The sequence below is a fragment of the Methylobacterium sp. AC315 genome, from assembly GCF_979253755.1.
Genome location: NZ_CEEDEA010000007.1, coordinates 196,380 through 213,652 on the forward strand (window position 1 = coordinate 196,380; position 17,273 = coordinate 213,652).

A 17,273-nucleotide genomic window follows, 5' to 3' on the forward strand; every position below is an offset into this window, starting at 1 on the left:
GCCGGATGCCGGGCGACAGCGTCATCCTCCTCCACGGTCTCGGGCGGACGTCCGTCTCGCTCGCGCGGATGCGGGCGGCGCTGACCGCCTCGGGCTACCGAGCGGTGGCGCTCGACTATCCCTCGACCCGCCACGCCCTGCCGGACCTCACGGCCTCACCCGGCCCCCGCATCGCCGAGATCGCGCGCGGGACCCCGGGGGATCTGCACTTCGTCGGGCATTCGATGGGCGGGCTCCTCGCCCGGGCCCTGATCGCCCAGGCGCGGCCGGAGCGGCTCGGCCGGCTGGTCATGCTCGGGCCGCCCAATCGCGGCAGCGAGATCGCGGATCGGCTGGGTCATCTCGGGCTCTACCGCCGGGTCTTCGGGCCGGCGGGTCTCACGCTCGGGACCCGCAGCGTCCCGGTCTGGCCCGATCCGGATTACCCGGTCGGCGTTATCGCCGGCACCCGCACCGTCGATCCGATCGGCTGGCTGATGCTGCCCCGGCCCAATGACGGCCGGGTCAGCGTGGCCGCGACCCGGATCGCCGGTCTGCAGGGTCATCTGGTCCTGCCGGTGAGCCACGCGCTGATGATGCATCATCCCACCGTCATCGCGCAGACTTTGCGGTTCCTGGCGGGCGGCGGATTCGGTACTGGCAGGTGAATGCAGAATGCCACCGCGAGCGCGCGAGGATCGATGGCCGTCACGCAGGAAGCCCCGGGATCGGCACCCGGGAAGAGCCAGTCGACGCGGGCGGCGGTGGCGGCCTTCGTGGGCACCACCATCGAGTGGTACGATTTCTTCATCTACGGCACCGCGGCGGCCCTGGTGTTCGGGCCGCTCTTCTTCACGGCGGAATCGCCCTACATCGCGACGCTTGCGGCCTTCGGCACGTTCGCGGTCGGCTTCCTGGCCCGGCCCCTCGGCGGGGTAATCTTCGGGCATCTCGGCGACCGCTTCGGGCGCAAGCGCGCCCTGGTGGCGACCCTGGTGATGATGGGCATCGCCACGTCCGGGATCGGGCTGCTGCCGACCTACGCGTCGGTCGGCCTGTGGGCGCCGGTGCTGTTGGTCGTGCTGCGGCTGGTGCAGGGTATCGCGGTCGGCGGCGAGTGGGGCGGGGCCGTGCTTATGGCCGCCGAGCACGCGCCGGCCGGGCGCAACACCTTCTTCGCCTCGTTCGCGCAGCTCGGCAGCCCCGCCGGGCAGATCCTGTCGCTCCTGGCTTTCCGGCTCGCCAGCCTGCTGGACAAGGAGACCTTCCTGGCCTGGGGCTGGCGCCTGCCGTTCCTGGTGAGCGTTCTGCTGCTGGGCGTCGGCCTCGCGATCCGGCTCGGCGTCGCCGAATCGCCCGCCTTCGAGAAGACCCGGGCCGCGGGCGGGCCGCCGCAGGCCCCCGTGCGCGAGGTGCTGTCGTCCTTCCTCAAGCCGGTGCTGCTGGCGGCCGGCGCCAACACCTTCGCGATCGCCTCGGTCTACCTGTTCAACACCTTCATGATCGCGTTCACGACGCAGTATCTCGGGATCGCCCGCGCGACGATCCTGGACGCGCTGCTGATCGCGGCCGTGGTGCAGCTGGTGATGACCCCGGTGGGCGCCCGTATCGCGGAGCTCATCCGCAACGAGCGGCTGTTCCTGCAGGGCGCGCTGGTCTGGGCGATGCTGGCCCCCTACCCGCTGTTCTGGCTGGTCGAGACCCGGTCGGTGAGCTTGATCATCCTCGGGCTCGCCCTGAACGTCGTCGGCACCGCGACCTTCTACGCGGTGATCGCCGGCTACCTCGCGGGCGCCTTCCCGGCCCGGGTGCGCTATACGGCGATCTCGATCGCCTACCAGTTCTGCGGGGCGCTGGCCGGTGGCCTGACACCGATCGTCGGCACGGTGCTGGCCGAGCGCTTCCAGGGGCATTGGTGGCCGATCGCCGTGTTCGGGACGGTCCTTGCCGGGATCTCCTTCCTCTGCGTGACGCTGATCGGCGGCTACCGGGCGCGCCAGCGCGGCTTTCAGGACGACTGAGGGTCCCGGGTTTTCACTCAAAGGCGGCGGATCCGGCTAACGCCGGATTCAAGGGCTCGCGTTAGAACGGTCGCATGAGCACCCTCGCCGCCACGGCCAGCCAGATGCTGGCGACGTCCCAGAACCAGGCGATCGGCACCGCGGTGGCGCGCCAGCAGATCGCCGCCGAGAAGGCGGTGGCCGGCCTGGTGGCGGAGACCGCCCAGGGCGGCGCCGCATCCGGGCCGCCGGCGCCTCCCGGCCAGGGCCAGCGCCTCGACCTACGGGTCTGAAATCGCCTACCCGAAGCCGTAGAGCCGGCGCGGGTTGTCGACGAAGAGCCGGCGGCGCCTGTCCGCGTCCGGCACCCACTCGGCCATCAGGTCGAGGAGGTCGGACAGGCGCGGCGGGCCGTCCCAGGCGGCGACGTGCGGCCAGTCCGAGCCCCAGACGCAGCGCTCGGGGGCGGCCTCGTTGAGGGCGCGGGCGAAGGGAATTGTGTCGGCATAGGGCGGCCCGGCCACCGAGTCCCGGAAGGCGCCCGACAGCTTCACCCAATGGCCGTCGCGCACGAGGCCGAGCAGGGTCTGGAAGCCTGGATGCTCCACCCCGGCCGAGGCCGGCATGTGGCCCATATGGTCGAACACCAGGGGCACCGGCAGCCGCGACAGGCGGCTCGCAATCGGCGGCAGGTCGCGGGCGTCGAGCAGGAACTGGAGGTGCCAGCCCATCTCGCGGGCCAGCGCCCCGTAGGCCTCCACCGCATCGAGGCCGATGCCGCCGCCGAACAGCACGTTGAGGCGCAGGCCCACCACCCCGGCCTCCTTCAGGGCGGCGAGGTCCGCATCGGGGAGGCCCAGCGGGATCACCGCGATGCCGCGCAGGCGCTGCCGGTTGGCCCGGAGCGTCTCCACCATCAGGCGGTTGTCGGTGCCGTGGACGCTGACCTGGACCAGCACGCCGTTGGCCATGCCGGTGGCGTCGAGCATCGCGAGGTACCGGTCCGCGGGGGCGGCCGGGGGCGTGTAGCTGCGGTCGGCCACGAGCGGATAGGCCGGTGGCAGGCCGATCACGTGGGCATGGGTGTCGACCGCGCCCTCCGGCACCCGGTAGCGCGTCGGGCCGCCGGGGTGCGGATCGGGGGCCGGGCAGTCTCTGATCTCCGCCATGATCAGGTATCCGCGTGCAGGACCCGGCCGCGGGTCTCGGGCAGCGCGAAGGCCGCCAGGAAGAAGATCCCGTAGGCGATGGCCGCGAAGATCGCGATGGCCGAGGCGAGGCCGGCGCGCTCGGCGAGGTAGCCGACGAGCGCTGGGAACAGGGCGCCGATGCCCCGGCCGAAATTGTAGCAGAACCCCTGCCCCGAGCCGCGCAAACGGGTCGGGTAGAGTTCGGTCAGGAACGCGCCCATTCCGGAGAAATAACCGGAGGCGAAGAAGCCGAGCGGGAAGCCCAGCACCCAGAGCACGCCGTTGGAGAGCGGGATCTGCGTGTAGGCGACGATCACCGCGATGGCGCCGAGCGAGAAGATCAGGAACAGCGGCCGGCGCCCGAGCCGGTCGGCCAGCCACGCGCCCACGAGATAGCCGGCGAACGAGCCGACGATCAGGGCCGCGAGGTAGCCCGTGGAGGACACCACCGACAAGCCGCGCTCCGTGGTCAGGAAGCGCGGCACCCAGGTGGTGATCGCGTAGTAGCCGCCCTGGCATCCGGCCGCCGCCAGCGAGGCGAGCAGGGTGGTCTTGAGGATCGGCCCGGAGAAGATCTCCCAGATCTTCGGCCGGTCGCCGGTCGCGATGGCCCGGGCACGAGTCTCGGCGGCGACCTGCGGCTCCTGGACGTAGCGGCGCAGGTAGAAGATCAGCAGGGCCGGGAGCGCACCGATCGCGAACATCCAGCGCCAGGCGATCTCGGGGGGCAGCAGCGAGAAGGTCACGGCCTGTGCGAGCACCGCCATGCCCCAGCCGATCGCCCAGCCGGACTGGACCGAGCCGACCGCGCGGCCGCGATATTCGGCCCGGATGGTCTCGCCGATCAGCACGGCGCCGGCCGCCCACTCGCCACCGAAGCCGAGCCCCAGGATCGCCCGGGCGATGAGCAGCTGCTCGAAGTTCTGCACGAAGGCGCAGAGCAGCGAGAACACCGAGAACCACAGGATGGTGATCTGGAGGGTGAGCACCCGGCCGATCCGGTCGGCGACGAAGCCCGCGAGCCAGCCGCCCAGGGCCGAGGCCAGCAGCGTCACCGTGGCGGCGAGGCCGGCCGTGCCGGAATCGACATGCCAGAGGGCCATGATCGTCCCGATCACCAGCGGGTAGATCATGAAGTCCATGCCGTCGAGGCACCACCCGGCAGCGCAGGCCCAGAAGGTGTGCCGCTCCGTCGACGTCATGGAGCGGTAGAAGGCCATCAGGCTGGCATCGCGGATTTCCACCGCCTCCACGCCCGGATGTCCCGGCCCTGCTTCCGTCCGCATCACACTCTCCCGTCAGCGGATACCAATATCGGCGCCAATAGCCGAGCTGTGCAACCGTGGGGAGGTGCTACGCAAGGAAAAGGCCGCCCTGAGGCGGCCTTTTCCGAGACGTTCCGGTTCAGGCGTCGCTCAGTAGCAGCGCTCCACCAGAACCCGGCGGTAGCCGTAGGGGGTCCAGCGCACCCGCGGGACCGTGTAGCAGCCGCCGCCGTAGCCGTAATCGCCGGCGAAGCCGACCGGGGCGTAGCCGCCGCCATAGCCGTAGCCCGGATAGCCGTAGCCGCCGCCGTAACCGCCGTAGCCACCATAGAGGCCGCCGGCCGCCAGACCCAGGCCGACGCCGAGACCCAGGCCGCCGAGCCCGTAGCCGTAGCCGCCGCGATAGCCGTAGCCGCGGCCGTAGAAGCCCCGGCCGTAGCCACCGCGGAAGCCGGCGCCGCGGAACCCGCCGTAGCCGCCCCGGAACCCGCCGAAGCCACCGCCGCGGAACCCGCCGAATCCGCCGCCTCGAAACCCGCCGCCGAATCCACCACCGTGGAACCCGCCGCCGTGGAAGCCGCCTCCGCCGAAGCCACGCGCGTCGGCGCTGGCCGGCATCACGACCAGGGCACCCGCCGCCAGCATGGCCGAGCCAAGCACTGCACCCTTCATCATGTATCTCCGTGGATCTAGACCGCCCTCGTGGCTAAGAAACGCCGAGTACTGAAAACAGTTCAGCCGCCCCCCGCGGCGCGCCGCCGCTCCCGCAAGGCGCAAGCCCGGCGCCATCCTGACCGTGGACGGTGCGGTTCCGGACACCAAAATCGCCGTTTTCCCAGGTGAGAGCCCCTGCGTCGGCCCGCGTCTCCGCCTGTGGGCATCACGGAACCCTCGATGACGACGCGCCCGGTTCACGCCTTCTTGATCGCGCTCCTGGCGCTGGTCGCCCTCAGCCGCGGAGCCGCGGCGGCGCCGGCCGCCCCGGACCTCTGCCGCGCCGTCCAGGCGCAGGGCGAGAGCTTCACGGTCTGCACCGTCGACCTGCGGCGCCAGCGGCTGCGGCTGTTCTGGCTTCAGGAGGACGGCCGGCCCTACGGCGCCCTGGGGACCCTCGCCGAGAAGCAGGGCGGCCGCCTCGGCTTCGCGATGAATGCCGGCATGTACGACAAGGAGCAGGCGCCGGTGGGCCTCTACGTCGAGGACGGGCGCGAGATGAAGCGCCTCTCGACCGCGGACGGGCCGGGCAACTTCCACCTCAAGCCCAACGGCGTGTTCTGGCTGAAGGGCGACAAGGCCGGCGTGCTCGACACCGGACATTATCTCCGGGCGAAGATCCGGCCCGACTTCGCGACCCAATCCGGCCCGATGCTGGTGATCGACGGCCAGATCCACCCGAAAATCTCGGCGGACGGGCCGAGCCAGAAGATCCGCAACGGCGTCGGGGTACAGGAGGACGGCCGCGTGGCGGTGTTCGCCATCTCCGAGCGCCCGGTGACGTTCGGGGCCTTCGCCCGCTTGTTCCGGGACGACCTCGGCTGCCGCAACGCCCTGTTCCTCGACGGAACGGTGTCCAGCCTCTACGCGCCGAATCTCGGCCGCTCCGACATCAGCCGGCCGCTGGGGCCGCTGGTCGGGGCGATGGCGCGCTGACGGCGCGCGCTCGGCATCCTGCGTCACCGCGGATCCGATCCCGGACCACATCACGGTACGCCCACGAGGCCCCACGTGGCCGGACACCGGCAGGCATGCGAGCCGGGGCCGTGAGGTCGATTGCCCGGCGGTCGGGAACCCCCGTCAGCGCTTGAACGCGCGCCCAACCCCGATATACTCAGACAAAATAAAGGGGGGCAACATGAGTCGGTCGAGGCTTTTCGGCAGCGTCGCAGCTGTGCTGATCGCGACGAGTTCGGCGGGGGCGCAAGTCCCGCAAACGATCCTGTACGGCGCGGCCTATTACGATGAGTATACGCCGGTCGATCGGGTCGACGAAGACGCCAGGATGATGAAGGCGGCGGGCATCACCGTCGTCCGGATCGCCGAATCCACGTGGGGCACGTTGGAGCCTCAGCCAAACGTCTTCAATTTCACCCCGATCGACAGGACCCTCGCGGCGATGAACCGTGAAGGCATCAAGGTCATCATCGGCACGCCGACCTATGCCGTGCCGACGTGGTTGGCGCGTCAGCACCCCGACATCCTGCTGCAGCCGGGCGCCTACGGTCCGCGGCAGAATATGGACATCACCAATCCCCATTATCGCGCAGCCGCCGAGCGCGTCATTGCGGCCCTGATCGCCCACGTGAAGGACGATCCGGCGGTCATCGGCTACCAGGTCGACAACGAGACCAAGTCGTTCGGAACCAGCGGCCCCAACGTCCAGGCCGCCTTCGTTGCGGCCCTGAAAAGAAAGTGGTCGAGCCTCGACGAGCTCAACAAGGCTTGGGGGCTCGACTACTGGAGCAACCGGATCAACAGCTGGGACGATTTCCCGTCGGTCAACGCGTCGATCAACGCCAGTTTGACGAACGCCTTCCAGGCTTTCCAGCGGGGGCTCGTGACCGACTTCCTCGCGTGGCAGGCTGATCTGGTCCGTCGTCACGCCCGTCCCGGCCAGTTCGTCACCCAGAATTTCGACCTCGACTGGCGCGGCTATTCCTACGGCATCCAGCCGGACGTCAACCATTGGGAAGCCGCCAAGGCGCTCGATGTGGCCGGCATCGACATCTACCATCCCAGCCAGGAGAAGCTGACCGGGACCGAGATCGCCTTCGGCGGCGACGTGGCCCGCTCGCTGCGCGGCGGCGAGAATTACCTGGTGATCGAGACTCAGGCGCAGGGATTCCCGGAATGGACGCCCTTTCCTGGCCAGCTTCGCCTGCAGGCCTTCAGCCACCTCGCCTCGGGTGCGAAGATGGTCGAGTACTGGCACTGGGCCACGACCACGAACGCGTTCGAGACCTACTGGCGCGGGCTGCTGACGCAGGACTACAAGCCCAACCCGGTCTACGACGAGGCGAAGACGATCGGCGCCGATCTCAAGCGGCTCGGGCCGAAGCTCGCCGACATGAAGAAGAAGAACCGCGTCGCCCTCTACGTCAGCAACGCCGCGTTGAGCGCCTTCGATTCGTTCAAGATCAACACGCACGACTTCAAGGCCAATGCCGATCGGAAGCCCGTCACCTACAACGAGGTGGTGCGAGGATTCTACGATGCGCTTTACCGGCAGAACATCGAGGTGGATCTGATCTCTCCGTCCTCCACGGTACCGCTCGATCAATACAAGCTGATCGTGGTGCCGGCGCTCTACGCGGCGAGCGATGCTGAGATCGCCAAGCTCAATGAATGCGCCAAGGCGGGCGCCCACGTGCTCTACAGCTTCAAGAGCGGCTTCTCCGACGAGAACACGAAGGTGCGCTTCGCGGCGCAGCCGGGCGGGATCGCGCAGGCGGCAGGGGTGACCTATCAGCTGTTCACGGTTCCCGAGGGCGTATCCCTCGCCGGCGACCCGTTCGGCGTCGGCGCTGTCGACAACAAGGCCCGCTGGTGGATGGAGATGTTGACCCCGACCACGGCAACGGTGGTGGCGCGCTACCAGAGCCCGTCCTGGCCCGCCGCCGCCGCGGTGACGCGCAACAGCTGGGGCGCGGGCGAGGTCACCTATGTGGGCTTCATGCCGACAGATGCCCTGGCGGAGAAAATCCTGGCGGATGCGGCCACGCGCGCCGGGATCGACGTTCCCGCGGCGCACTGGCCGATCGTCGTTCGCGGGGGCACCCTGTCGAACGGGCATCCGGTTCGCTACGTCTTGAACTACTCCGCGGCGGCACGGGCCACGCCCGCGATGATGAACGGCACCGAACTCCTCGGCGGTCGGGCGGTCACGCGCGGCAAGCCGATCGACCTGCCGGCTTGGGGCGTCGCGATCCTCGAAGGCGAGTCCGCGGCGCCCTGATCGACCCGCGCTCGGCTTCGGAGCCGGGCGCGGTCTGATCGGGAGCGGCGCCAGAGCCGCTCCCGATCGCGCTGCAATCCGGGACGGCTCTCAGTCCTCGATGCAACGCGATCGCTTGCGCCGAACCGGTAACTACGCCGGCTGCGCGCGCTCTAGCGCTGCCCGAACGCCGTATCCTTGAACAGGTCCTTGTATTCCCGCGGCTGCGAGCGCCAGTACTGCTTCGGGGCGTGCACCTTGGCGCCGAGCTCGGCCGCCGCGTGCCAGGGCCAGCGGGGGTCGTACATTATGGCCCGGGCCAGCGAGATCGCATCGGCCTTGCCCTCGGCCAGGATCGTCTCGGCCTGCTGCGCCTCAGTGATGAGGCCGACCGCGATGGTGGTCAGCCCGGTCTCGGCCTTGATCCGCTCGGCATAGGGCACTTGGTAGCCCGGCCCGAGCTTGATCGCCTGCTTCGGCGAGACGCCACCCGTCGAGACGTGGAGCGCGGGTGAGCCAGCGCGCTTGAGCGCCTGTCCCAGGGCCACGGTCTCGTCGAGGTCCCAGCCGTCCTCGACCCAGTCGGTGGCCGAGACCCGCAGCCAGACCGGGCTGCCCGCCGGGACGACGTCGCGCACGGCATCGTAGACTTCGAGGGGGAAGCGCATCCGGTTCTCGAGGCTGCCGCCATAGGCATCGGTGCGCTTGTTGGCGATCGGCGACAGGAATTGGTGCAGCAGGTAGCCGTGGGCGCCGTGCAGCTCCACGGCCTCGATGCCCAGGCGCACGGCGCGCTTGGCGGTAGCCACGAACTGCTCGCGGACGCGCTTCAGGTCGGCGGCGTCGAGGGCGTGGGGCGGGACCTCGCCCTCGCCGTGCGCGACCGCCGAGGGCGCCTCCGTGCGCCAGCCATAGGCCTGCTCGGGCGGGATCTGCTGGCCGCCGGCCCAGGGCGCCTCGCTCGATGCCTTGCGGCCGGCATGGGCGATCTGGATGCAGATCGGGATCGGGGCGTATTCGCGCACCGCCTCGAGCACCCGGCCGAGCGCCCGCTCGCAGCCGTCATTGTAAAGGCCGAGGTCCCAGGCGGTGATCCGGGCCTCGGGCGAGACTGCGGTGGCCTCCAGGGTCAGCAGGCCGGCCCCCGACATCGCCAGCTGGCCGAGATGCATCATGTGCCAGTCTGTGGCCTCGCCGTCCCGGGCCGAATACTGGCACATCGGTGCGATCAGGATGCGGTTCTCGAGCGTGAGGGCGTCGAGGGTGAGCGGTTCGAACAGGCGGGCGGTCATGGGCGGCTCCGTTACGCGCCGGACCTATGTGGCGCAGGCGCGCGGCCGAGGCCAGCATCGGCATGTGCGCAAGCCCACCCGCCATGCGGCCACGGCACGGCCGCAAGGGAACCGACCACGCGTTCGGTAACTTCTGGCTGAATGACGGTCTGATACCGCCTGCGAACCGCCTGAGGGGGCGAGATCGCGCGAGGTCCACGCCATGTTGCTCCCGAACCGTTCCACCCGATTTGCCGCCCTGGCCGCGGCTCCGTTCGCCCTGGCGGCGTTCCTGGCCGTCCCCGCCGATGCCCAGCCGGCGGCGTTCGGTGGCCCGAAGATCTTGATTCACGGCAACTATTGCGGCCCCGGCAACAACGCGCCGCTGCCGCCGATCGATGCCCTCGACGCCGCCTGCGCCCGCCACGACGCCTGCACGCCGGCAGGCGGTCTGCCGTCGCAGGCCTGCAACCTGCGCCTGCAGCACGACGCGGCGCTCGTCTCACGCGACCCGCGCCAGCCCGAGGATCTGCGGGCGCTGGCGGGCTTCGTCGCGGCAAGCGCGACGCTGATCCCCGCCGAGCCGGGCCCACGGCGCCTACCCGCCTCGGTCACGACCGCCACGATGCCGGGGGCCTATGCGCCGGCCCTGTCGCGGCCGGTCCCCTCGGCCGACCTCTCGGACGAGGCACCCGAGGGGGGTGAGGCCGACTGAACCTCGTCCCGCCCGGACGGTCAGGCTCGGCCACCCGCCTTGCGCGCATGGCCGAGGAAGAACCGGACCATCTCGGCGCTCGCATCCGGCCCGCGAGGCTCGGTGAACGAGCCGTCCGGGCTGCCGCCCGACCAAGCATGCCCGGCCCCGTGCAAGATCCAGTATTCCAGCTGGGTCCCGCCGGCGGCGTCCTTGCGGACCGTTCGGGTGTAGGCGACGCCCCCCGGGCTCGTGCCCCGGTCGACCGTCTCGGCGAGGCCCGTGGGCGCCATGGCCTGGGCGACCACCTGATCGCCGTTGGCCGGGTGCACGGTGCGATCGATGTCGCCGTGGAACACGATGGTCGGGACCGCCTGCCGGTTGCGGCCCGGGGCGCTGCCCTGCCCCTTCATGGCGGCGAAGGCCGAGGGAACGTCCCGGGCCGCGCCGCAGGCCAGGCCCGAATGGACGCCCACCGCCGCGAACAGGTCCGGATAGGTCGCCGCCAGGATCGCCGCCGTAGCACCCCCGGCCGAGAGACCCGCAGCGTAGACCCGGTTCGGGTCGGCCGAGAACTCCTCCACCACCGCCCGGGCGATGCCGGCGAGCAGGGCCGGCTCTCCGGCGTCGCGGGTCTGGTCGCTGGTGGCGTACCAGTTCCAGCAGCGCTGCATGTTTGCCGACTGGGGTTGCTCCGGATAGGCGACCAGGAAGGTCTGCGCCTCGGCGAGGCGGTTCATCCGCGTCCCGGCGGCGAAGTCGTCCGGGTTCTGGGTGCAGCCGTGCAGCATCAGGAGGACGGGCAGCGCTTGGCCGGTGTAGCCGCTCGGCACGAACACCTTGTAGCGGCGGCTGCCCGCGGCGGCCGTGAAGGTTCTGTCCTCGAACCGGGCGCCGGCCGGCACGGTCGCGGTGGCGGGCCGTCCGGGCTGCACGGGGGCTCCCGCGAAGCCCTCCGCGAAACCGCCGGTGGAGAGTCCGCTCCGCGCGAGGCCGTCGCGCACGGTCCGCATCACCGCCGCGGCGATGTCGGCGGCGTGTGGGGGGACGTGTGGGGCGGCGTGGTCCGGCTCGGCACTCGGCTTGGGGGCCGTCCAGGCGTCGCCGGGGGCCTGCGGCGCCTCCATGTCGATGATCGGGGCGCCCCCGGTCGTCTCGGCCGGGCGCTCGCGCGCCTCGGCCCAGCGGGCGAAGGCGTCGGCCTGCTGGCTCTGGAACCGGCCCATGGCGGCCGTCATCCGGGCGGCTCGGGCCGCGCGCTTGCCCTCGGCCTCGGCCGAGCCGGGGGCTCCGAACCCGCCGAGCTTCATCTTGGACAGGTCGAAGTTCAAAAAGTCCAGCTTGGGGAAGTGCTTCATCGGGCCGTTCCTTGCGGGCGGGGTTCGGACACGGCCGGCGGCTGCGCCCGGCTGTGCGGTCGGGAAATTCTTCAGGCGATCCGGTCGGCCAGGGCGGCCTTGACCGCGGGGCTGGCCTGGAACGCCCCAAGCACCTCCACGGAGGCGATGGCGGCGCGCGCCAATTCGGGTGTGACGTCCGTCGCCACCGTGGCGAGGCCGAGGACCTGGATGTGCAGGGGCACGCCGGCATCCCGGGCGGCCTCCAGGGCGGCGCGGGAATAGTGTGAGACGCCCAGCCGCAGCTGGCGGCGGGCCACGGATTGGCGCACCGCCTCCTCCTGCCGGTCCAGCTGGTTGCGCACCGCGGTGCGGATGAAGTCGGCGCGGTTGGCGTAGAACCCATCGCGGACCATCAGGTCGACCCGGCCGAGATCGACGAAGCCCAGGTTGATCGTGATCTTCTCGCTATCCGGCACCTTGGGCCGGAGTTCCGGTACGGTGTCTGCCATCGCCTCGCCCTCTCCAGCCCATCCGGTTGGATGGTCTAGAGATGGTGAACGGATGCCGCAGCGCAAGATACGGTCGCGACGCGTCTCGAAACGGTCGCGGTTTCAAAGGGTCGGCGGCCCGTTGCGTGTCCGGGGCGGAGCCCTGGTGTCCGGCTTCGCCCGGATTCGGGGCTGCGCCCCCCGAACCCCGCCGAAGGGCCTCGGGCCCTTCGGGAGCCCGTATCGCGACGCATCATCAATCCGCGCCGATCCCCCGTCCCTTCAGGCTGGCGCCGATCTCGTCGAGGACGGAGGCGTCGTCGATGGTCGCCGGCATCGTCCAGGGCTCGTGGTCGGCGATGCGCTTCATGGTGGCGCGCAGGATCTTGCCGGACCGGGTTTTCGGCAGGCGCGGCACGGTGAGCGCCAGCTTGAACGCAGCCACGGGCCCGATCTCGTCGCGCACCTTGGCGACCAACTCGCGCTCGATGTCCTCGGGCGCGCGGTGGACCCGGGCCTTGAGCACCACGAAGCCGCAGGGCACCTCGCCCTTCAGCGCGTCGCGGATGCCGATCACCGCGCATTCGGCGACATCGGGGTGGCCGGCCAGCACCGCCTCCATGCCGCCGGTGGACAGGCGATGGCCCGCGACGTTGATGATGTCGTCGGTCCGCCCGAGCACGGTGATGTAGTCGTCGGCGTCGATCACCCCGGCATCCGAGGTGTCGTAGTAGCCCGGGAAGGTGGCGAGGTAGCTCGACCGCATCCGGGCGTCCGAGCCCCACAGGGTCGGCAGGCAGCCGGGCGGCAGGGGCAGCCGGATCGCGATGGTGCCCATCGTGCCGGGCGGGACCGGCTTGCCGCCCTCGTCCAGGACCGCGACCGCGTAGCCCGGCATCGGCACGCAGGTGCTGCCGTGCTTGACCGGCAGGAGGCCGAGGCCCAACGGGTTGCCGGCGATCGGCCAGCCGGTCTCGGTCTGCCACCAATGGTCGATGACCGGGCGATCCAGCGCCCGCTCGGCCCAGGCGACCGAATCCGGGTCGGCCCGCTCCCCGGCCAGGAACAGGCTGCGGAAGGCGGACAGGTCGTAGTCGCCCACCAGCGCCCCGGCCGGATCCTCCTTCTTGATCGCGCGCAGGGCCGTCGGCGCCGTGAACAGACAGACTACGCCGTGCTCGGCGACCACCCGCCAGAACGCCCCGGCATCGGGCGTGCCCACCGGCTTGCCCTCGTACAGGACCGTGGTGCAGCCGTGCAGCAGCGGCGCGTAGACGATGTAGGAATGGCCGACCACCCAGCCGATATCGGAGGCGCAGAAATAGGTCTCGCCGGGCCGGACGCCGTAGAGGTTCGGCATCGACCAAGCGAGCGCCACGAGGTAGCCGCCGGTATCCCGGACCACGCCCTTCGGCTTGCCGGTCGTCCCGGAGGTGTAGAGGACGTAGAGCGGGTCGGTGGCGGCCACCGGCACGCAGGCGGCGCGCTTGCCCGCCGCCTCGGCGGCCGCGACGGCCTCGGCCCAATCGTGGTCGCGGCCCGCGACGAGCGTCGCGGCGCATTGAGGACGCTGCAGGATCAGGCAGGCCTCGGGCTTGTGCCGGGAGGTGGCGATCGCGAGGTCCAGCAGCGGCTTGTAGGCGACCACCCGGTTCGGCTCCAGGCCGCAGGAGGCCGCCAGCACCACCTTCGGGGCCGCATCCTCGATCCGCACCGCCAATTCGTTCGCCGCGAAGCCGCCGAACACCACCGAGTGGACGGCGCCCAGCCGGGCGCAGGCCAGCATGCCGAACAGGGCCTCGGGCACCATCGGCATGTACAGGATCACCCGGTCGCCCTTGCCGACGCCGAGATCGGCCAAGACGGCCGCGAGCGTCGCCACCGAATCGCGCAGGGCCCGGTAGCTGATGCTGCGCTTCGTGCCGGTGACGGGGGAATCGTACAGGATCGCCGCCTGCTCGGCCCGCGCCCCGTCGGCGTGGCGGTCCACCGCGTTGTGGCAGGCGTTGAGCGTCCCGTCCGGGAACCAGCGGCCGTAGGGCCCGGCGTCCGGCGCGAAGATCTGCTCGGGCGCGCGCGACCAGTCGAGCGCCCGGGCCGCCTCGCGCCAGAACGCCTCCGGGTCGCGGCGCGCCGCGTCATAGATCTCGGGATAGCGGCCCGGCAGGCTGGCGGTGGTCATGGGCGCGGCGTGTCCTCGGAGCCGCTCTCCGGCGGCATCCCGGAGAGATTAGCCGATTCTGATTTTTTTGCGCGCGCGAGCGGTCGTCCAAGTGGATGATAACGCGCTTATGGATCGCTACCGGGCTCAGCCGAAGAGCCGGCTTCTCCTACCCAGTCCCATCATTCTGATGTTCTGGACCGAAGCGGAGGCCTCGAAGGAGGGTTCCAGGGATCGCGGCTGCATCTGGAGGGCGCCTTCGAGGCTCAGTGGCGCGGGCGCCTCGCGACGGGGTCTCGGTTGGAAGAGCGTAAAACACGCGTGCAGAGAACCGCCGCACCGGGCGGACCGATACGGCGGTTCTCATCTTGAAAGTATGTTCGTGGGACAGTCAGGCGTCGCTCAGTGCAACGTATCGTTGCCGGCTTGCAGCCTTTTGATCTCGTCTTTGAGAAGAAGTTTCCGTCGCTTCAGTTCGGCAATGTGGAGGTCGTTCGCAGAAGGCCTGTGGATCGCCTCGTGAATCTCGCGCTCGAGGGCTTCGTGCTTCCGGGCGAGTTGGCTCAAATGCGTCTGCAGCGACATGAGTCGAATCTCCTGTCATTGTTCCGACACATGGAGACTGGCACAGGATGCCGCACCTGTCGAAGCCTTTTCTCCGGCCAAGCCTCACGAATGCTTGCACGGCCGGCTTGTCCCGCGGCGGGGCGTAACGCATGCTCTTCGATCTGGAACGGTCTTCGATCCCGCGGGTGATGATGGCGGACGAGTCGGGTGAGAGCGCGCAGTCGGACCTCGAGGCCGAGCTGAGTCGGCTGCGCGAGGAGCACCGGGGCCTCGACGGCGCCATCGAGGCGCTGGAGCGCAGCGTCGCCGGGGATCAGCTTCAGATCCAGCGCTTGAAGAAGCGCAAGCTGACCCTGCGCGACCGGATCTACCATATCGAGGATGCCCTCACCCCCGATATCATCGCTTAGAGCGCGCCGCCGAAGTGGATGCCGGTTCGGGGTGAGCGAGCGCAGCGCGTCGCCCCGGAAGCCGGAAACCATCTTTCGGGACGGTCCACCGATGCCGGTGGACGCACTGGCCCGCCGCCTTGCCGCCGGGCCGCCTCGCCTGTAAGCGGCCTCTTTTGCCGGGACATACGATGGCGTCGCCTCCCGTCGCGATCATCATGGGCAGTCAGTCCGACTGGGCGACCATGCGGCACGCCGCCGAGACGCTCGATGCGCTCGCGGTGCCGTACGACGCCCGGATCGTGTCGGCCCACCGCACCCCGGACCGGCTCGTGGCCTTCGCCAAGGGCGCGGTGGCGGACGGGTTCAAGGTCGTGATCGCCGGTGCCGGCGGGGCCGCGCACCTGCCCGGCATGGCGGCCGCGATGACCCGCCTGCCGGTCTTCGGCGTTCCTGTGGAATCGAAGGCCCTGTCCGGCCAGGACAGCCTGCTGTCGATCGTCCAGATGCCGGCCGGCATTCCCGTCGGGACGCTGGCGATCGGCCGGGCGGGCGCGGTCAACGCGGCGCTGCTGGCGGCCGCGGTGCTGGCGCTCGGCGATCCGGGCCTGGCGGAGCGGCTCGAGGCGTGGCGCGCGGCCCAGACCGCGTCGGTGGCCGAGCGGCCGGTGACGGAAACGCATTCGTGACGGACACACCCCTGAAGCCCGGCTCCACCCTCGGCATCGTCGGCGGCGGGCAGCTCGGGCGCATGATCGCGCTCGCGGCGGCCGCTTACGGCCTGAAGGTGCACGTCTACGCGCCCGATCAGGACAGCCCCGCCTTCGACGTCTGCGCCCGGACGACCTGCGCGGCCTACGACGACCCGCAAGCGCTCGCCGCCTTCGCGCGCAGCGTCGACGCGGTGACCTACGAGTTCGAGAACATCCCGCGCGCCACCGCCGACATCCTGGCCCGGCACGCGCCCCTGCACCCGAACGCCGAAGCTTTGGCCACCACCCAGGATCGCCTCAGCGAAAAGGAATTCATCAACCGGCTCGGAATTCCGACCGCCCCGTTCCAGGCGGTCGACACGCCCGATGACCTCGACCGGGCGATCGCGGCGCTCGGCCTTCCGGCGGTGCTCAAGACCCGCCGGTTCGGCTACGACGGCAAGGGCCAGCGCATCCTGCGCGAGCGCGCCGAGGGCGACCGCAACGCGCTGTTCGCCGAGTTCGGCGGCGCGCCGCTGATCCTGGAGGGCTTCGTGCCGTTCGAGCGCGAGGTCTCGGTGGTCGCCGCCCGCGGCCGTGACGGCGGCTTCGCGGCCTTCGACCTGTGCGAGAACGAGCACCGCGACCACATCCTGGCGCTGACCCGGGTGCCGGCCCCCGGCCTGACGCCCGAGACCGCCCGCGCCGCCCTCGACATCGCCAAGCGGATCGCCGATGCGCTGGATTATGTCGGCGTGCTCGCCGTCGAGATGTTCCTGGTGCGCCAGGACGGAGCCGAGCGGCTGGTGGTCAACGAGATCGCGCCGCGGGTCCACAATTCCGGGCACTGGACCATCGAGGGGGCGACGACCTCGCAATTCGCCCAGCATGTCCGCGCGGTGTGCGGCTGGCCGCTCGGCGACTCGGCCCGGATCGGCGGGTTGCCGGTGGAGATGCGCAACCTGATCGGCGCCCAGGCCGACGATTGGTCGGGCCTGCTGGCCGAGCCCGGCGCCCACCTGCACCTCTACGGCAAGGGCGAGGCCCGGCCCGGCCGCAAGATGGGCCACGTCACCCGGCTGGGATCCGTTCCGATCCCCTGATCGAGCCCGGTTCTGCGGCTTCGGGAACACACCGGACCGGCCGCACGCGTGCCGGAGGCCGCCCCCGGACGCCTGCGCGCCGTCGAGCCATACCTTCGCCACATCCCGCCGCTTCCACCACATCGTGGGCGGTCACGGAACCGCGCGCCTTTAAGCCGGCATTCACCGCGATGCGCGACGGTGCCTCGGAGACGAGGGGCGCG

At 70.6% G+C, this 17,273-nt stretch carries 17 protein-coding genes; 9 read left to right on the plus strand and 8 right to left on the minus strand.

The genetic code is table 11. From position 1 onward, the window contains the following. The first annotated feature begins 5 nt into the window (after positions 1-5). The 3 genes from AC0IY0_RS14760 (at position 6) to AC0IY0_RS14770 (ending at position 2,272) form a co-directional block, all read left to right on the plus strand. Positions 6-647, plus strand: coding sequence for an alpha/beta hydrolase (locus AC0IY0_RS14760; protein ID WP_471764271.1), 642 nt, complete (start codon positions 6-8; stop codon positions 645-647). A gap of 33 nt (positions 648-680) precedes the next feature. Continuing rightward, positions 681-2,000, plus strand: coding sequence for an MFS transporter (locus AC0IY0_RS14765; protein WP_147939401.1), 1,320 nt, complete (start codon positions 681-683; stop codon positions 1,998-2,000). A 74-nt stretch (positions 2,001-2,074) separates the two neighbouring features. Continuing rightward, positions 2,075-2,272, plus strand: a complete 198-nt coding sequence (locus tag AC0IY0_RS14770; protein ID WP_147908875.1) for a hypothetical protein — start codon at positions 2,075-2,077, stop codon at positions 2,270-2,272. A gap of 6 nt (positions 2,273-2,278) precedes the next feature. Here the strand turns inward: AC0IY0_RS14770 and AC0IY0_RS14775 are convergent, their stop codons facing one another. The 3 genes from AC0IY0_RS14775 to AC0IY0_RS14785 form a co-directional block, all read right to left on the minus strand. Further along, a complete protein-coding gene (locus AC0IY0_RS14775) occupies positions 2,279-3,148 on the minus strand; it encodes an amidohydrolase family protein (protein ID WP_147908876.1) in 870 nt (289 codons plus the stop codon). Positions 3,149-3,150: 2 nt separating this feature from the next. After that, positions 3,151-4,455, minus strand: coding sequence for an MFS transporter (locus tag AC0IY0_RS14780; protein WP_147908877.1), 1,305 nt, complete (start codon positions 4,453-4,455; stop codon positions 3,151-3,153). 129 nt (positions 4,456-4,584) lie between these two features. Continuing rightward, complete coding sequence (locus AC0IY0_RS14785; protein ID WP_147908888.1) at positions 4,585-5,106, minus strand: hypothetical protein; 522 nt, start codon at positions 5,104-5,106, stop codon at positions 4,585-4,587. A gap of 222 nt (positions 5,107-5,328) precedes the next feature. Between AC0IY0_RS14785 and AC0IY0_RS14790 the strand changes: the two genes are divergently transcribed. Together AC0IY0_RS14790 and AC0IY0_RS14795 are read left to right on the plus strand one after the other, a co-directional pair. Continuing rightward, the gene (locus tag AC0IY0_RS14790) at positions 5,329-6,084 is read left to right on the plus strand and encodes a phosphodiester glycosidase family protein (protein WP_471764273.1); all 756 of its coding nucleotides are present in this window, start codon (positions 5,329-5,331) and stop codon (positions 6,082-6,084) included. Positions 6,085-6,286: 202 nt separating this feature from the next. Beyond that, on the plus strand, positions 6,287-8,386 hold the full coding sequence (locus AC0IY0_RS14795; RefSeq protein ID WP_147908879.1) for a beta-galactosidase: 2,100 nt from the start codon (positions 6,287-6,289) through the stop codon (positions 8,384-8,386). Between the two features lie 152 nt (positions 8,387-8,538). On the opposite strand, the gene AC0IY0_RS14800 is transcribed toward AC0IY0_RS14795, so the two are convergent. After that, positions 8,539-9,657: an NADH:flavin oxidoreductase/NADH oxidase gene (locus AC0IY0_RS14800; RefSeq protein ID WP_471764275.1), complete on the minus strand. Its 1,119-nt coding sequence runs from the start codon at positions 9,655-9,657 to the stop codon at positions 8,539-8,541. 202 nt (positions 9,658-9,859) lie between these two features. Here AC0IY0_RS14800 and AC0IY0_RS14805 point away from each other — a divergent pair, with 202 nt between their 5' ends. After that, the gene (locus tag AC0IY0_RS14805) at positions 9,860-10,351 is read left to right on the plus strand and encodes a hypothetical protein (RefSeq protein ID WP_147908881.1); all 492 of its coding nucleotides are present in this window, start codon (positions 9,860-9,862) and stop codon (positions 10,349-10,351) included. Between the two features lie 20 nt (positions 10,352-10,371). On the opposite strand, the gene AC0IY0_RS14810 is transcribed toward AC0IY0_RS14805, so the two are convergent. The 4 genes from AC0IY0_RS14810 to AC0IY0_RS14825 form a co-directional block, all read right to left on the minus strand. Continuing rightward, on the minus strand, positions 10,372-11,688 hold the full coding sequence (locus AC0IY0_RS14810; RefSeq protein ID WP_471764279.1) for an extracellular catalytic domain type 1 short-chain-length polyhydroxyalkanoate depolymerase: 1,317 nt from the start codon (positions 11,686-11,688) through the stop codon (positions 10,372-10,374). 71 nt (positions 11,689-11,759) lie between these two features. Beyond that, the gene (locus AC0IY0_RS14815) at positions 11,760-12,179 is read right to left on the minus strand and encodes a CopG family transcriptional regulator (protein ID WP_147908882.1); all 420 of its coding nucleotides are present in this window, start codon (positions 12,177-12,179) and stop codon (positions 11,760-11,762) included. 235 nt (positions 12,180-12,414) lie between these two features. Then, positions 12,415-14,340, minus strand: a complete 1,926-nt coding sequence (locus tag AC0IY0_RS14820; protein ID WP_471764281.1) for a propionyl-CoA synthetase — start codon at positions 14,338-14,340, stop codon at positions 12,415-12,417. Positions 14,341-14,721: 381 nt separating this feature from the next. Continuing rightward, positions 14,722-14,904 carry a YdcH family protein gene (locus AC0IY0_RS14825; protein WP_058190671.1) on the minus strand — a complete coding sequence of 61 codons (183 nt, stop codon included), beginning with the start codon at positions 14,902-14,904 and terminating at the stop codon, positions 14,722-14,724. Positions 14,905-15,074: 170 nt separating this feature from the next. Between AC0IY0_RS14825 and AC0IY0_RS14830 the strand changes: the two genes are divergently transcribed. The 3 genes from AC0IY0_RS14830 to AC0IY0_RS14840 all read left to right on the plus strand — a co-directional run bounded on the left by AC0IY0_RS14830 (position 15,075) and on the right by AC0IY0_RS14840 (position 17,070). Further along, complete coding sequence (locus AC0IY0_RS14830) at positions 15,075-15,296, plus strand: YdcH family protein (protein WP_147908890.1); 222 nt, start codon at positions 15,075-15,077, stop codon at positions 15,294-15,296. A gap of 170 nt (positions 15,297-15,466) precedes the next feature. Continuing rightward, positions 15,467-15,964 (plus strand): 5-(carboxyamino)imidazole ribonucleotide mutase, encoded by a 498-nt coding sequence (purE, locus tag AC0IY0_RS14835; protein ID WP_147908884.1) that lies wholly within the window; start codon positions 15,467-15,469, stop codon positions 15,962-15,964. Then, on the plus strand, positions 15,961-17,070 hold the full coding sequence (locus tag AC0IY0_RS14840; RefSeq protein WP_147908885.1) for a 5-(carboxyamino)imidazole ribonucleotide synthase: 1,110 nt from the start codon (positions 15,961-15,963) through the stop codon (positions 17,068-17,070). The genes purE and AC0IY0_RS14840 overlap by 4 nt, the downstream gene beginning before the upstream one ends. The last annotated feature ends 203 nt before the right edge of the window (positions 17,071-17,273 follow it).

Excerpts from the sequence above, each read along its gene's own strand:
- AC0IY0_RS14795 (WP_147908879.1), top strand. The coding sequence starts at position 6,287 with ATGAGTCGGTCGAGGCTTTTCGGCAGCGTCGCAGCTGTGCTGATCGCG.
- AC0IY0_RS14785 (WP_147908888.1), bottom strand. The coding sequence starts at position 5,106 with ATGAAGGGTGCAGTGCTTGGCTCGGCCATGCTGGCGGCGGGTGCCCTG.
- AC0IY0_RS14770 (WP_147908875.1), top strand. The coding sequence starts at position 2,075 with ATGAGCACCCTCGCCGCCACGGCCAGCCAGATGCTGGCGACGTCCCAG.
- AC0IY0_RS14780 (WP_147908877.1), bottom strand. The coding sequence starts at position 4,455 with ATGCGGACGGAAGCAGGGCCGGGACATCCGGGCGTGGAGGCGGTGGAA.
- AC0IY0_RS14830 (WP_147908890.1), top strand. The coding sequence starts at position 15,075 with ATGATGGCGGACGAGTCGGGTGAGAGCGCGCAGTCGGACCTCGAGGCC.
- AC0IY0_RS14765 (WP_147939401.1), top strand. The coding sequence starts at position 681 with ATGGCCGTCACGCAGGAAGCCCCGGGATCGGCACCCGGGAAGAGCCAG.
- AC0IY0_RS14820 (WP_471764281.1), bottom strand. The coding sequence starts at position 14,340 with ATGACCACCGCCAGCCTGCCGGGCCGCTATCCCGAGATCTATGACGCG.
- AC0IY0_RS14760 (WP_471764271.1), top strand. The coding sequence starts at position 6 with ATGCCGGGCGACAGCGTCATCCTCCTCCACGGTCTCGGGCGGACGTCC.
- AC0IY0_RS14800 (WP_471764275.1), bottom strand. The coding sequence starts at position 9,657 with ATGACCGCCCGCCTGTTCGAACCGCTCACCCTCGACGCCCTCACGCTC.
- AC0IY0_RS14805 (WP_147908881.1), top strand. The coding sequence starts at position 9,860 with ATGTTGCTCCCGAACCGTTCCACCCGATTTGCCGCCCTGGCCGCGGCT.
- purE (WP_147908884.1), top strand. The coding sequence starts at position 15,467 with ATGGCGTCGCCTCCCGTCGCGATCATCATGGGCAGTCAGTCCGACTGG.
- AC0IY0_RS14825 (WP_058190671.1), bottom strand. The coding sequence starts at position 14,904 with ATGTCGCTGCAGACGCATTTGAGCCAACTCGCCCGGAAGCACGAAGCC.
- AC0IY0_RS14815 (WP_147908882.1), bottom strand. The coding sequence starts at position 12,179 with ATGGCAGACACCGTACCGGAACTCCGGCCCAAGGTGCCGGATAGCGAG.
- AC0IY0_RS14790 (WP_471764273.1), top strand. The coding sequence starts at position 5,329 with ATGACGACGCGCCCGGTTCACGCCTTCTTGATCGCGCTCCTGGCGCTG.
- AC0IY0_RS14810 (WP_471764279.1), bottom strand. The coding sequence starts at position 11,688 with ATGAAGCACTTCCCCAAGCTGGACTTTTTGAACTTCGACCTGTCCAAG.
- AC0IY0_RS14775 (WP_147908876.1), bottom strand. The coding sequence starts at position 3,148 with ATGGCGGAGATCAGAGACTGCCCGGCCCCCGATCCGCACCCCGGCGGC.